General features: G+C 39.8%; 11 protein-coding genes. 5 read left to right on the forward strand and 6 right to left on the reverse strand.

Features of this window, described 5'->3' with window-relative positions; genetic code table 11:
- Positions 1–250: 250 nt before the first annotated feature.
- Positions 251–1,507 carry an ArgE/DapE family deacylase gene (locus tag BSM4216_RS08805; protein ID WP_048623465.1) on the reverse strand — a complete coding sequence of 419 codons (1,257 nt, stop codon included), beginning with the start codon at positions 1,505–1,507 and terminating at the stop codon, positions 251–253.
- Positions 1,508–1,536: 29 nt separating this feature from the next.
- Positions 1,537–2,775, reverse strand: a complete 1,239-nt coding sequence (locus BSM4216_RS08810; protein ID WP_048623466.1) for an allantoate amidohydrolase — start codon at positions 2,773–2,775, stop codon at positions 1,537–1,539.
- 157 nt (positions 2,776–2,932) lie between these two features.
- Between BSM4216_RS08810 and BSM4216_RS08815 the strand changes: the two genes are divergently transcribed.
- The 4 genes from BSM4216_RS08815 to uraH all read left to right on the forward strand — a co-directional run bounded on the left by BSM4216_RS08815 (position 2,933) and on the right by uraH (position 7,963).
- Positions 2,933–4,549, forward strand: coding sequence for a PucR family transcriptional regulator (locus BSM4216_RS08815; protein ID WP_048623467.1), 1,617 nt, complete (start codon positions 2,933–2,935; stop codon positions 4,547–4,549).
- A gap of 235 nt (positions 4,550–4,784) precedes the next feature.
- The gene (locus BSM4216_RS08820; protein WP_048624464.1) at positions 4,785–6,083 is read left to right on the forward strand and encodes a nucleobase:cation symporter-2 family protein; all 1,299 of its coding nucleotides are present in this window, start codon (positions 4,785–4,787) and stop codon (positions 6,081–6,083) included.
- 12 nt (positions 6,084–6,095) lie between these two features.
- Positions 6,096–7,604 (forward strand): factor-independent urate hydroxylase, encoded by a 1,509-nt coding sequence (gene pucL / locus BSM4216_RS08825; protein ID WP_048623468.1) that lies wholly within the window; start codon positions 6,096–6,098, stop codon positions 7,602–7,604.
- Positions 7,601–7,963: a hydroxyisourate hydrolase gene (gene uraH / locus BSM4216_RS08830; RefSeq protein ID WP_048623469.1), complete on the forward strand. Its 363-nt coding sequence runs from the start codon at positions 7,601–7,603 to the stop codon at positions 7,961–7,963. Before pucL ends, uraH begins: the two co-directional genes overlap by 4 nt.
- A gap of 119 nt (positions 7,964–8,082) precedes the next feature.
- Here uraH and BSM4216_RS08835 read toward each other — a convergent pair whose 3' ends face one another.
- From BSM4216_RS08835 to BSM4216_RS08845, 3 genes are read right to left on the reverse strand one after another with little or no spacing between them, the layout of a single operon-like run.
- Positions 8,083–8,586, reverse strand: coding sequence for a (2Fe-2S)-binding protein (locus tag BSM4216_RS08835; protein WP_048623470.1), 504 nt, complete (start codon positions 8,584–8,586; stop codon positions 8,083–8,085).
- The gene (pucD, locus tag BSM4216_RS08840; RefSeq protein ID WP_048623471.1) at positions 8,565–10,862 is read right to left on the reverse strand and encodes a xanthine dehydrogenase subunit D; all 2,298 of its coding nucleotides are present in this window, start codon (positions 10,860–10,862) and stop codon (positions 8,565–8,567) included. The genes BSM4216_RS08835 and pucD overlap by 22 nt, the downstream gene beginning before the upstream one ends.
- Positions 10,859–11,734 (reverse strand): FAD binding domain-containing protein, encoded by an 876-nt coding sequence (locus tag BSM4216_RS08845; protein WP_048623472.1) that lies wholly within the window; start codon positions 11,732–11,734, stop codon positions 10,859–10,861. The genes pucD and BSM4216_RS08845 overlap by 4 nt, the downstream gene beginning before the upstream one ends.
- Before the next feature lie 929 nt (positions 11,735–12,663).
- On the opposite strand from BSM4216_RS08845, the gene BSM4216_RS08850 reads away from it, so the two are divergent.
- Positions 12,664–14,001, forward strand: a complete 1,338-nt coding sequence (locus tag BSM4216_RS08850; protein WP_048624465.1) for a 5'-deoxyadenosine deaminase — start codon at positions 12,664–12,666, stop codon at positions 13,999–14,001.
- A gap of 201 nt (positions 14,002–14,202) precedes the next feature.
- On the opposite strand, the gene BSM4216_RS08855 is transcribed toward BSM4216_RS08850, so the two are convergent.
- Positions 14,203–14,883, reverse strand: a complete 681-nt coding sequence (locus BSM4216_RS08855; protein WP_048624466.1) for a DNA alkylation repair protein — start codon at positions 14,881–14,883, stop codon at positions 14,203–14,205.
- Between the last annotated feature and the right edge of the window lie 99 nt (positions 14,884–14,982).

The following is a 14,982-nucleotide window of genomic DNA, read 5'->3' on the forward strand; positions in this document are numbered from 1 at the left end:
TCTGAACTATGATTCACCAGATTTGGCCACATCATGTTGCTCATCATTCCTGTATAACTGAACTCTCCTTTTTGTTTCAAACACCAAATCGGTAAGAAAGATCGTTGAAAAACGGATGATAAAAACAAGGTTGGACTCCTTTCTTTCAAGAAGATTTTAAACCCTTCTTGCCAGGCGAGTCTTTCTGCAACGACCACCTACTCATGCTGCTATGAGATCCTCTTTTGTTGTTTAAAACGCAAAGAAATTGTTATTTGTCTGTCCGAAGCAAATCATATAGAGTAAGTGCCACAATTTTTGTTGCTTTGATCAAATCTTCAATCCGGACATGTTCATCTGCCCGATGTCCGTTGGCTTCCAATAATGTTCGAGGACCCGCTCCAAACAGGACAACAGGAATTCCTGCTTCTGCAAAATGTCGGGCATCTGTGTATAACGGAATTCCGTGAATCACCGGTTCACTGTCCAAAATTTCTTTACAGTTTGCCATAAGCGTCTGGATGAACGGAGATTCTATCGGTGTTGGCTTAAAGCTTTTTGCCAGCAGTATGCGCTCAAACTCCGCCCAGGTTCCTTCATAGCGATTAACCACCTGTTCTACCAATTCACGAATCTCCATTTCTACCTGTTCTCCATCTTCCTCTGGGATCAACCGGCGATCTATACGAATGGTACATTGATCCGGTACTACGTTCGTATTGATTCCTCCTGAAATCAATCCAACTACTAACGTGGGCGACTCAATCCCAGGAATACTGGAACGCTTTTGATCCAATGTCCGGCGATAATCGTATAGCGCTTGTAGTACACCGCTCATCGCTTCGATGGCATCATGTCCTGAATGCGGTGCAGCCGCATGTGCCGATTTGCCTTTAATTCGGATTTCAAGATGCAGACATCCGCTATGCGAGTTTACAATCGAATGTGTAAATCCAGCTGATATTGCCATATCCGGCTGAATATACCCCTTTTCGATCATCCACTTTGGCCCCATTTCTCCGCCTATCTCCTCATCGAAATTAAACGCCAAGGTCGCTTTACCCGACAACTTCACCGCCACTTGTCGAATAGCCATAACCGCGAAAGTATATGAGGCGATATCCGATTTGGACACGGCGGCCCCACGACCATACAGCTTCCCGTCCACTATTTGTCCGCCATATGGATCATATGTCCAGCCAAGTCCTGGTGCCACCACATCTCCATGAGCATTAAGAACTATTTCAGGCCCTTTTCCGATCCCGAAGATCGTTTTGGCGACAACGTTTGCCACTCGAACCATCCCTTTTTCCCTGACTTCTTCCGGCTCTACTTCCAACAGCGCAACATCCTCAAATTGAAAATCATGCAGCCGTTTACGGATGTGTTCTGCGATCGCATAACAATCGCCAGGCGGATTGTCCGACGGTACAGCAACCAGTTCCCGTAGAAAATGGATGAGGTTGTGCTTTTCAGATTCAATCCATTGCAAAATTTCCAACTTCTCTCGACCATTGATCGTTGCCACGGATGATTCTCCTTTCTAATCTTAAATTTTTATGATGTCAACTTCAGAGAAACGTCCAGCAGTACGGAAGTTCCGATTTTAATGTCTTCGGGTGATACAAATTCGTCAGGATGATGACTCAGACCGTTTTTGCATCTGACAAAAATCATGCCGATGTCCGTTATAGAAGCCATTGCCATCGCATCATGTCCCGCTCCACTGACAAGTTGAACAGACTTCATTTTATATTCCTTGAGAACGGAAGAAATCACATCGATAAAACGACTTGAACATATCACGGCAGGAGATTCCATGACTTTTGTAAACTCGCAAATTAATCCCCGGCGTTTGGCAATGTGCTCGCATTCCTCAAAAATTCGATTCAGTGCGGTCATTCTGGTTCCATCGTCAACTGACCGGACATCCAGTGTTCCTTCCACCAATCCTGGAATCACATTGCTGGCCCCCGGAAATATAGCTATTTTTCCTACAGTAGCTACCAGACTTTCATATTGGAGTGCGAGCCGTTCAATCGTCTGGATCATTTCGGCTGTTCCAACAAGCGCGTCTTTTCTAAGCGACAACGGGACAGTTCCTGCATGTCCTGTCAATCCTTCTACCCGGAATTTATATCGAGACTGTCCTGCAATTCCGGATACGACCCCACAAGGTTGGTTCATTTGCTCAAGAATTGGACCTTGTTCAATATGCAATTCAAGATAACCGAGGATTGTTTTCGGATTACGGGCAACCGTATTGTATTGCAAGGGATCTAGGCCAAACTCTTTCATAGCTTCTGCCAAGGTGGTCCCATTTCCATCTTTTGCAAACAGTTCTTCTTCACGCAGATTACCCGCCATTGCCCGGCTGCCAAGCAGAGTTGTATGAAATCTAGCACCTTCTTCATCACAAAAGCCGATCACTTCCATCGGATTATTCGGTCTCATTCCGTTTTCATATAGTGTTTGGACCACTTCAATTCCTGCGATTACACCAAGTACCCCGTCATATTTACCGGCTTCAATGATAGAGTCGAGGTGCGACCCAATGAGCAGTGCCGGCGCATCAGGCCATTTGCCTTCATAACGACCGATGATATTGTTAAGACCATCCCTGCGAACGGTCATGCCCGCATCTCGCATCCATTGCGCTACCAACTCATGAGCCATTTCGTTTTCCTTTGAAAAGGAAAAGCGGGTCACCCCTTTTTTTGTTACACTACATTTCGCCAGTTCTTCAATTCGCCATACAATTCGTTCTGTATTTATTTTTTGATAAAGCGCATGCATCCCCTCTCGCCTCTTTCTTTTTAAAATGAATGTTAAAAAATATAACATATTATGTTATATAATTTGATTTTATCTTGATATCTCTCCATATTCATTGGTAAAATTGCTATAAATTTCATGAATTTTTGTACAATTCGACTAAAAGGAGTGAGGAGGTTTGAAGATATCCGATATTTTACAAATACCTGTTTTTCATAACGCCAGATTAATTGCGGGGCATAAAGGAAAAGAAAGAGAAGTGTACAGCGTCAATATGATGGATGCTCCCGATATCATCCATTACTTAAAACCGAATGAATTACTGGTAACGACAGCCTATCATCTTAAAGACAACCCACACGACTTACTTGAGTTAATCAAAAGTATGTTGGAACAACAATGTGCAGGACTTGCGATTAAAACCAAACGGTTCTTAGAAGAAATTCCGGAAAACGCTCTTGCCTACGCCAATGACATCGGATTTCCCATCATAGAACTTCCAATGGACATTTCGTTAGGAGAAGTTGTCAACCAATCATTAAGTTATATCCTTGATAAACGAACAAATGAATTGCTCTTAGCTATTGAAGCGCATCAAAAATTCACCAACCATATCATGAGCGGTAAAGGCCTAACATCGTTGCTAAGAAGCTTGTCTTCCATGACTAAATATCCAATTCTATTACTGAATAAATATTTTCGCAACATCGGTTCTTCCCATCCGTTTAACAAGATTTCTTATGAACTTGGGAAACTATACACAAATGGCTTCCGTTTTTTCTTGCCAAACGCTACTTATTCTTGTTTTTCCACTCTATCGAAGCGAGAAGTGATTTCTGTATTTCCGATCTTCAATCATGAGGAAAACAGCGGTTGCTTAGCTGTCATTGGCATGGTTCCTTTTTCTAACCCGTCAATGATATTAACCATTGAGCAAGCAGCCAATGTGATTTCCTTTGAATTAATGAAAGAAAATGCATTAAAGCAATATACAAAAAAAGTGCTCAATGAATTTTTTATTAATTTTACAGAAGGAGCCTTTCAATCCCAGGAAGAAGTGATCATTAAGGCAAATGAATTTCAGATTATCAATGACCAATCCTATATATGTGCAGTTGGGAAATTGGATGAGAGCAGAACGAAGTTAAGTTTTACAGAATCTCGCAAAGAAATGGATGCTATTTTTGATTTTATAGAAGAAGAGAGTCACCTCTTTTCTAAGTCCGTTCATCATTTTGAAAAAGGGAATAATTGTGTTTTGCTATTTCCTATCACAGAATCTTGGACAGAGCTCCATACGATCATCCTCCCTTTTTTGGAAGAGCTGCAGAGAAAAATTAAAAATCGGTATCATCAGGCTGTTTCTTTCGGGCTGAGCAGCTTATGCCAAAAATTTTTGGATGTCCAAAAGGGATTTAAGGAAGCTTTGGAGGCGTTGCAGACTGGCCGGCTATCTGGAAAACGTCAGTTTATTCAAATCTATCGAAGAAAAGATATTTCTGAACTTTTACAAATGATCCCCACGCAAGATTTAAAAGATTTTTACGACGAAACATTACAAAAATTATCCGATCAATCTACTCATGAAAACCAAATTTTATTGCATACATTATTTGTTTTTTTAGAAAGCCATTGTCGCATTTCGGAAACAGCGAAAAAGCTATATGTTCACCGAAATACAGTCATTTATCGTTTGGAAAATTGCAAAGAGCTGATTGGAAAAAGCTTAAAAGACCCTGATACTACTTTCCGCCTTCGATTAGCGTTTCGAATCAAAAATTTGCTTCATTTATAAGAAAAGTCTTTCTCATTATTGTTAGATTTTATAACATTGACACTCACCTGCTCTGCTTCATTTTATAATGAATCTTTTGTTTTTTATACAATTTGTCGACTTATCTAAAAATAAATTGTTCACATTAACCAATGACATCTATGCCCTCTCGCCTTATTATGTTAAATAAAATAACATTCAATGTTGTTTTATTTATAAAGAAGGGGGAGGGGTATCATTGAAGAAAAATTATGGAATGGCTAGAATTGTTTCTCTCGGTTTGCAGCATGTATTAGTTATGTATGCCGGAGCCATTTTAGTTCCTCTAATCGTTGGTGGAGCATTACATCTATCGTCGAACGAGCTGGCATACTTAGTATCGATTGATTTGCTGACCTGTGGAATCGCAACGTTGCTTCAATCCTGGAAAAACAGGTTTTTCGGGATCGGATTGCCTGTTGTATTAGGTACATCCTTTGTTGCTGTGACGCCGATAATCGGAATCGGAACACAGTATGGAATGGGGGCTATCTATGGATCCATCATTACAGCAGGAATCTTTATTCTCATTTTTTCACCGTTCTTTGGAAAATTGGCAAAGCTTTTTCCTCCTGTTGTGACAGGCTCCGTTGTTACGATTATTGGCGTATCCCTTGTACCTGCCGGCATTAAAAACATGGCAGGCGGTGAAGGGAATCCTCATTTTGGAGATCCAGAAAACTTACTCCTCTCTTTTGGAGTGTTCATTTTCATTTTGCTTATTAATCGATTTTTTCACGGATTCATTCGAACAATATCTGTTCTTCTTGGGATCATCGCCGGAACCATTGTTGCTGCTTTCATGGGAAAAGTAGATTTCACAAACGTTGCTCAAGCATCATGGTTCCATATGCCTGAACTTTTTTATTTTGGTGCGCCTTCTTTCGAGTGGGGACCAATGATCACAATGACGCTTGTTGGTATTGTGATCATTATCGAATCTACAGGCTCCTTCTTTGCTCTAAGCAAAATTTGTGAACAAAATATGAACGAACAAGACTTAGTCCTCGGATACCGGGCTGAAGGTTTGTCCTTTATTTTAGGCGGTTTATTTAACGCATTTCCTTACAGCACTTTTGCTCAAAATGTCGGACTTGTCCAACTGACCAATATTAAAACGAGAAACGTTACAATCGCCGCTGCCAGCCTTCTTGTTTTACTTGGGTTCATTCCTAAAATCGCCGCCTTTACAACCATTATCCCTACTCCTGTATTAGGAGGAGCCATGATTGTCATGTTTGGAATGGTCGTTTCTTCAGGCATTAAAATGCTTAGTTCCGTAGATTTCGGACAACAAAGCAACTTATTAACAGTAGCCTGCTCCGTTGCATTAGGACTTGGTGCAACAGTGGTTCCTGATCTCTTTTCAAAATTGCCGCAATTCATGCGAATCCTTGTAGGAGACGGTATTGTAACAGGAAGCTTGACCGCCATTATTTTAAACTTGTTTTTTAATCTTTCATCCAAGAAAAAGCCGACTGTCAGCAGCACTTTAGAAACGACCATAGAATCATAGAAAAGAGGGAAAATGATGCGATTAAAACAATTAAATGAAATGAGTGCTTCCGAATTTATCCATCTATTAGGAGGAGTTTTTGAGAATTCATCATGGGTGGCCGAACGAGCAGAACCCAATCGCCCATACTCTTCCTTTCAATCTCTATATAATAAAATGGTGGAGATTGTCGAAACCGCTTCGGATAACGAACAATTAAAATTAATTCAAATGCATCCGCATCTAGGCACCAACGTCAAAATAACCGATTTCTCTCAAGAGGAACAGAAACATGCCGGATTAAATGAATTAACAAAAGATGAACAGAATCATCTCATTTTACTCAACCAAAAATACAAGGATAAATTTGGATTTCCATTTGTAATGGCCGTTCGAGGAAAAATCAAACAAGAAATTTTTAGAACGATCAAAGAACGATTACAAAATAATCATCAAACGGAGTTTAAACAAGCATTGGAAGAAATTAAAAAAATCGCAATGTTTCGTTTGCAAGAAATATTTCGTGAAGGAGAGAATAATTCGATGACCAAACACAAAGAAAGAGTGATGTATTATGGAAAAGGTGACGTATTTGCTTATCGCACCTATTTAAAACCACTTACTGGAGTTAGAACGATTCCTGAATCTCCATTTTCCGGTCGAGATCATATTCTTTTTGGAGTAAATGTAAAAATCTCAGTAGGAGGAACAAAATTGCTGAGCTCCTTTACGAAAGGGGATAACAGCTTAGTCGTTGCAACAGACTCGATGAAAAACTTTATACAAAAACATTTAGCTAGTTATACAGGAACAACGATAGAAGGTTTTTTAGAATATGTAGCTACTTCTTTTTTGAAGAAATATTCTCATATTGAAAAGATTTCGTTGATAGGAGAGGAAATTCCCTTTGAAACAACTTTTGCAGTAAAGAATGGAAATAGAGCAGCTAGTGAGCTAGTATTTAAAAAATCACGAAATGAATATGCCACCGCTTATTTGAATATGGTTCGTAATGAAGATAACACCCTAAACATTACTGAACAACAAAGCGGACTTGCTGATCTTCAATTAATAAAAGTCAGCGGAAATTCCTTTGTCGGTTTTATTCGTGACGAATACACAACTCTTCCAGAGGATTCAAACCGCCCTCTATTTGTTTACTTAAACATCAAATGGAAGTACAAAAACACGGAAGACTCATTTGGAATGAATCCAGAAAATTATGTTGCAGCTGAACAAATTCGCGACATCGCCACTTCCGTATTTCATGAAACCGAGACGCTTTCCATCCAACATTTAATTTATTTAATCGGCCGCAGAATATTAGAAAGATTCCCTCAACTTCAAGAAGTTTACTTCGAATCTCAAAATCATACATGGGATAAAATAGTGGAGGAAATTCCTGAATCAAAAGGGAAAGTATATACAGAACCGCGACCGCCATATGGATTTCAATGCTTTACTGTCACCCAAGAAGACTTGCCACACGAAAACATTCTTATGTTCTCTGATGAACCCGATCATAAAGGAGCACTTAAATGATCGGGTTAACAACACATATTTTAGATTTAACACACGGAACACCGGCTGAAAATGTAAAAATAAAGTTGTCCCGGATCGGTCATGAATCAGAAACAGAAAAACAGCTGCTGCAAACGACTTTCACGAATCAACATGGCCGTGTTGACCGCCCATTATTAGAGCCGCAAGAAATCGTTCCAGGGAAATATGAGCTTCTATTTTACGTCGGTGATTATTTTCTGAGAAAAGGCCTCACGTTGGACGAACCTTTATTTTTAGATAAAGTTGTCGTTCATTTTGGAATTTCTCAATCTAATTCTCATTATCATATTCCTTTGCTTATATCACCATGGGGATACCAAGTATATCGAGGAAGCTAAAAAATAATATAGGGCTGATTCCACATTTCACTGAATCAGCCCCTTTTGTTATGTTGTTTCGCGATGGAACCGACAAAATAAAAAGATCTCCTGCGAACTTGCAGGAAAACTTTTATTCCTTATGATTCCGTGAGTTTCTGAATCGCTCTGATTATGCCGCCATAACCGGTACATCTACAAAGATTTCCTGATAATCCTTCTAAAATTTGCTCCACAGTTGGGTTTTCATATTGATACAAAATGGAGGTCACAGCCATTATCATTCCCGGTGTGCAGTATCCGCATTGAAAGCCTCCTTCTTCTAAAAAAGCCTTTTGAATCGGATGAAGTCCATTCTTTCCCAACCCTTCAATCGTCATAATCTCCTTTCGATCAGCCTGATAGGCCCGCACTAAACAAGAATTGACTAATTTTCCATTCATAATGACTGAACAAGCGCCACAACGGCCAATTCCGCATGAAACTTTTGTACCCGTTAATAGAAGCTCCTCTCTTAATACTTCAACAAGGCGCATCGTTGCATGAACCTGAAGTTCCTTTGCATGTCCATTAACCAAAAGAGAGACTTTTATTTTCTCCTCCAACGGAGACTTCACTTCATCTATATTTTTTTGGTCAGCCATTCTTTCATCTCCTTTTGATGGACTGCTTTTATAATTTCCTCACGAGATACAGGCAGCTTCGTCACCCACAAGCCAATCGCGTCATGAATCGCTTTTGCAATCGCCGGTGCAACCGCCACCGTTCCGATTTCACCTACGCCTCTCGGACCATATTCATCTCCCTCGCACAATTCTTCTATAGCTGTTATGTCCATAGAAGTCGGGATGTCTTTTACGGTAGGAATAAGATAGGAGTCGAAATTATTTGTTACGTAACTCCCTTGTTTCATGATTGCTTCTTCTAGTAATGAATATCCTAATGCCATAACTGAGCCTCCTTCAATTTGTCCTAAGTAGCCCGTTGGATAAATCACCGGACCTGCAGACACTACCTGATCCAGATTTTTCACTCGCACTTTTCCCGTTAATTCATCTACTTCGACTTTTACCGCACAAGCGGCAAAAGAATATAAATAATGCCCGCCAGGAATGGAATGAGAAGTCGTAGGAAAAGGAAATTTCGTCTCGATTTGGATGGGATCATCATTTGTTTTGTCGGCTAGTTGCCGGTAAGTAATGAGGGGCTTGGCATTCGATCCATCTAAAGACCAAATTCCACCAGGACCTACATACAATTGAGTGGATGGCACTTTGATGCATTGAGAGGCTTTTTCTAATAATTGTTTTTTAAAAGGATCTTTCATCCGTTGAAGTGCTTGCCACACCATGCTCGTTCCCCGTGATGCTGTAGAAGAACCGGAGCGTGGAACGCAATACGTATCGCCAATCGTGATTTGGATATCATCTGCTGAGCATCCTACTTCTTTCATCACTAACTGCTGAATGACCGCTAATAATCCTTGACCAAATTCTTCGAAACCGAAGGCAACTTCAATTTTTCCTTTTTCATTTAACGATATTCTTCCCCCAGCTGGATCTAAGCGCCCAAACCCTAGTCCACCACCGTGCATCGTAATGGCGACTCCTACACCTGTCCGCGTCTTTTCATAGATACTTTTTTTATTTTCAGTATCTTTTTTGGTTAAAATGGGAGATTTGCTTATCTCTTTCAAAACTTGTGCTGCTCCGTCCGTCGGTGCAATCTGTTGGTCTACAGGACCCGGATCATCTGCTTTGCGGAGATTTCTTTTCCTCAATTCTATTGGACAGATTCCAAGTTTGACCGCTAAACGGTCGATTTGCCCTTCCAACGCAAAAGTCACTTGATTTCCGCCAAATCCTCTAAACTCTCCAGCCACACCATTGTTTGTATAGACGCTCACCCCTTCAACCTTTACATTTGGTATCACATAAGGTCCTGTTGCATGCTCAACTGCAAAATCTAATACAGCCGGACCTAATGTTGCGTAAGCACCCGTATCTGCGATCATTCGTACTTGATGAGCAAGAATTTTACCATTACGGCAGGCACCCGTTTTCATCGTAATCTTCATCGGGTGTCTTTTTAGTCCAGATCTGACAGATTCTCGCCTATCTTGGTGAATTTTCACCGGACATCCCGTTTTGAGCGCCAATAATGCACCGTACGGCTGAATATTCAACTCATCTTTTCCGCCGAAAGAACCGCCCATCGGACTGGAAACCACTCTGATTTTGCTTTCAGGAATATTTAAAATTCGGGCTAATTGAAATCGATCATTATATCCATGCTGCGTTCCGACATATACCGTAATCCGGCCATTCTCTTCCGGAACAATCACTCCTCCCTCCGTTTCCATATAGGCGTGCATTTGACGCGGCAATTCATAGGTTTCTTCCACCGTCACATCACAGATTTGAAATGCTTCTTCTATATTTCCTTTTTGAAAGGAAGCTTGATGAAGAATATTTCCTTTAGGATGCAATTGAGGTGCTGAAGGAAGGAGAGCCTGTTCTGGATCACTGATAACGGGCAATGGCTCATATTCTACTTCGATGAACTGAAGCGCCTTTTCTGCAATTTCTACCGTCTCTGCCGCCACAGCAGCAATCGCATCTCCAACATATCGAACCCGCTCATCGCACAAAACCGGTTGATCAGGAAAAATTAACCCAAATCGATTGAGTCCCGGCACATCTTTACTAGTAACCACAGCGCGTACTCCCGGCAGCTCCTCCGCTTTTTTGGTAGAGACGGAAATAATTTTGGCATGTGGATACGCACTTCGTAAAATTTTCCCATGAAGCATATTGGAAAAAGAAAGATCCGTTAAAAACTTTAATTTCCCTGTTACTTTATCGATTCCGTCTGGTCGTATAGCGGATCTCTGTAAATTGCTAGAATAAGTGAATTTCACGATGCTTCCCCCAATCGGCTTAATTCGGAAACAATGATATTAGCTGTTACTCGCCTTCGATAGTCATTTGAATAAAAAACATCAGAATTTGGATGAAATTCATGAAGTATTGTTTTATATACATTTTTTAATAATAAAAAATTGATCTTTTGATCGATGAGCAACTGTTCGGTTTCTTGCAGCCGCTTAGGGGTGTTCTCTCCTCCGCCTGCAACCAATCTAGCAAAATCGATCACTCCCGCTTCATTTTTACTTATCACTCCTGAAACTGTTACAACAGATCCCGAAAAAGCTTCTCTTCTCCCGACTTTTTTAAAAAATTGATTGCTAAATGAAGAATGTTGGGATTCCGGAAGTATGATGCCTGTCAGAAGACTTTCTTGATTTCTCTTTCTTCCTTTTAGCCAATGCTCCAATTTTTCCGATTTTAAAGTTCGTCCATCAAAGAACAAAACTTCCGCATCCATCGTTAAAAGAGCAGGAATGGCATCGCCTAATCCATGAGCTACATTTCCGCCAATCGTTCCTAAATTGCGAACAGCCGGAGCCGCAATTTGTTGAATCGCAACAGATAACAAAGGGCAGAGTTTTTGAATAGCAGGATGGTGGCCACAAGTATCCAATTTTGTCAAAGCCCCAATATACAAACACTGCTTCCCATTTACCTTTCTTTGATCGACCCCTTCGAGTTCAGCTATATTTTCTAAACTAATCAAGTGGGAGGGATAAGGCATTCCTTTTTCCCATTGGGTTTGCAGCCAAGTTCCACCCGCCACAAAGCTTGATTGCAACCGAAATCGTTCCCGTAATGCCCATGCTTCTTTCAAATCCGTGGGAGTCCAAACTTTTGCATCCAATATTCTTATACTCATGTTTAGATCCTTCCTTCTCTCGACGGTTGACATTCTTTGATCGATCCTAATCAAAGAATGATTCTCCATCTACTTAGATCATCGAAACGCCATTTCATCATCATTTGCGCTGACAAGGAAAACTGCAACTTCCATATCATTTTGCTCGTTATACATTTTTCTACAGCAATTTGCCAGCTTTAATCAGTCGTGGAGTTTTGTCAAAACAAAATCAAGTAATTCTTTGGACAATGATTGGTTCATAGAAAAGTGGATACCCTTTTCCCTTTGCCGATGGCAAAAAGAACAAAATCATCTCAATGCACTCTTTTTTAAGACGGATGATCTTTTTTGGCCATCAATCAGAAGTTCCTTATTTCCGCAAATCAGAAGCTTCTCCTAAATAACGAGCACTTCATTGTTCGAAAAATTATGTTGGTCGCTTCCACTATATGAAAAAGCAAAAAATTCCCAAATTTATTTTTTGATTTTTTTAAATATTATAACCATTTTAAGGAAGATGGTCTACACTTTATGTAAGAAATTATAACATGAATATCCATTGGATTTTTGTTTAACATCTGTTATACAGTAAAACGAACCTTGCTAATTGCAGAGAACAGTGAAACACATTTTCTCCTTATGATTCTTTGAAATCCTTTAATAAAACAAAATCCGTATGCCGTATGTTTCTTGGCTGATCGATCTTTCTCGAAATTTTCATATTGCAAAATGTCGTACTAAGAAAATTCTGTTACCAAATTTTCTAACATAAATTATGTAAAGATATATTACACGTTTATTGAATTTTCTTAATTTTCTTTTTACTATATCTATATAATTGGGGTAAATTCGATTTGTTTCTTTTTTTACTCATGGCCGAAATGGCCATCCCAAGTGAACAAACCAATAAAAAGAATATATCAAACCACCAAAACGGAGGAGATCGAATGAAAAATTTGCTCATTAAAAACGCTCAAATCATTACCATGAATCCAGCTAATGACATTATGATAGGCGATATTTTTATAAAAAATGACACGATTCACTCGATCGGTCCAGAATTAAATCCAGATCATGTTGATCGAATCATCGATGCGGAAAATCGTACTGTCATTCCAGGATTTGTGCAAACCCATATTCACTTATGCCAAACTCTTTTTCGAGGAAAAGGGGATGATTTAGAGCTACTTGATTGGTTGAAAAAGCGGATATGGCCATTGGAAGCCGCTCACGATGAGGAATCCATCTATTATTCAGCAATGCTTGGCATCGGAGAACTTATTCAAAGCGGCACCACTACCATTGTCGATATGGAAACAGTCCATCATACAGATTTTGCTTTTCAAGCCATCGCCAAAAGCGGAATGAGGGCTTTATCGGGAAAAGTGATGATGGATAAAGGAGAAGATGTTCCAATCGGATTACAAGAAAAGACATCTGATTCCATCCAAGAAAGTGTCGATTTACTAGAAAAGTGGAACCTTTTTGATAACGGAAGAATTCAATACGCCTTCTCCCCCCGTTTTGTCATTTCATGCACGAAGGAATTACTGGTAGAAGTTCGAAACTTAGCGGAAACCTACGATGTGAAGGTTCATACCCACGCATCAGAAAATCAAAAGGAAATTAAACTGGTACAAAAAGAAACGGGCATGAAAAATATTGAGTATCTTGACCATCTAGGACTGGCAAACGAACGGTTAATATTAGCCCACTGTATATGGCTGGATGAACAAGAAAAGAAAATCATCAAGGAAAAAGGTGTTCATATTAGTCATTGCCCAGGATCCAATTTAAAATTAGCATCAGGAATCGCAGACGTTCCAAACATGCTCCAAATGGGAATTTCGTTAAGTCTAGGCGCAGACGGAGCACCTTGTAATAATAATTTAAATATGTTTCATGAAATGAGACTGGCGGCACTTATTCAAAAACCTACCCATGGACCGACTGTCATGAATGCAAAAAGCGTTTTCGAAATGGCGACTATCGGCGGGGCCAAAGCAATCGGTCTAGAAAATGAAATCGGCAGTATTGAAGTTGGAAAAAAGGCAGATTTAGTGATCTTAAATTTGAACAATTTTCATACTTATCCGTCCTATGATGTCGATCCCATTTCTCGTATTGTTTATTCTGCTTCGAGAGATGATGTGGAAACAACTATCATTAACGGACAAATTGTCATGGAAAACAAGGAGCTAAAAACCGTCGACAAAGACATTGTTTTATATGAAGCAAACCGTTCCATTAAAAGGCTATTAAAATTCGCCAACATGATGAAATGAACGATCAACCATCGCTGTATAAAGACATAGGGGTACTGAAAAATCAGCTAACGATGAACTCTGTTCTTCTGTCAAGGTTCTTCTTTTTTTTGCTTTTTATCTGCTTTTTTTGTTTCATACAAGTCTTCGTTTGGACCGACTTCCCTTTCTATCGCTCGAACCAAACGGCTTTTTTTAAATGTTCCGCACGTGTTCGTCGTCTTATTTATTATTGTCAAAATGTTTCAATGCCTCCCTTCTGCTCAACGGTTTGAGTTCATGACGACGAGCCACAAAATTTTTTACGCTATCAGGTCGGGTTTTGGCATACTCACGCAGCACCCATCCTATCGCCTTTTGAACAAAAAATTCGTTGCTGCCCGCTCTTCTTAAGATATAACGAAAGAGACGCTCATCATCCATTTTCCCTCGGTAAAAAAGTTGATATAATATCGCAGACCTCTGGAGCCAAATATTTTCACTTTCAATCCAACGGTCAGGATATCGTGAAATCAGTTCAGGATATGTTTGAAATAAATATCCCATGATATGTGGGGAAAGTACATCGATTGTATCCCACCATGACTTAGTGACGAGTAATTTTTCCAACCACGTCATATCCGATGGGCGTAAGCTTTTCTTTTTCATTTCTATCAAGTCAAGAGCGGCTCTTTGGTATTCGCGCTCGGGCATGTCCCAAAGTATCTGAATCACTTTCTCAAGATTCTCATTTGACGGTACACCATGTTCTTTCACAAATTGTTTCGTCACTTTCCTTCGAATAGGAGTTCGAATGCCCAAAAACGGAAATTGGTTTTTCATGTATTTTTTTGACCACTCAGCGAATTCAGCGTTTGCATGGCTGGTATATAATGAAACAAGATTTTGTATATAGGAATTCAATTGTTCATTCATCCTTCTTTTCCCCCACATGACTATTTATCTTTCAACAATACAATACTTATCAGTAAGCAGCAATTCAATATTTTCGATTCCTACCAA

Origin of the sequence: Bacillus smithii (genome assembly GCF_001050115.1) — a bacterium.
Lineage (GTDB): Bacteria > Bacillota > Bacilli > Bacillales > DSM-4216 > Bacillus_O > Bacillus_O smithii.

Excerpts from the sequence above, each read along its gene's own strand:
- BSM4216_RS08835 (WP_048623470.1), bottom strand. The coding sequence starts at position 8,586 with ATGGCTGACCAAAAAAATATAGATGAAGTGAAGTCTCCGTTGGAGGAG.
- BSM4216_RS08820 (WP_048624464.1), top strand. The coding sequence starts at position 4,785 with ATGGCTAGAATTGTTTCTCTCGGTTTGCAGCATGTATTAGTTATGTAT.
- uraH (WP_048623469.1), top strand. The coding sequence starts at position 7,601 with ATGATCGGGTTAACAACACATATTTTAGATTTAACACACGGAACACCG.
- pucL (WP_048623468.1), top strand. The coding sequence starts at position 6,096 with ATGATGCGATTAAAACAATTAAATGAAATGAGTGCTTCCGAATTTATC.
- BSM4216_RS08845 (WP_048623472.1), bottom strand. The coding sequence starts at position 11,734 with ATGAGTATAAGAATATTGGATGCAAAAGTTTGGACTCCCACGGATTTG.
- BSM4216_RS08850 (WP_048624465.1), top strand. The coding sequence starts at position 12,664 with ATGAAAAATTTGCTCATTAAAAACGCTCAAATCATTACCATGAATCCA.
- BSM4216_RS08810 (WP_048623466.1), bottom strand. The coding sequence starts at position 2,775 with ATGCATGCGCTTTATCAAAAAATAAATACAGAACGAATTGTATGGCGA.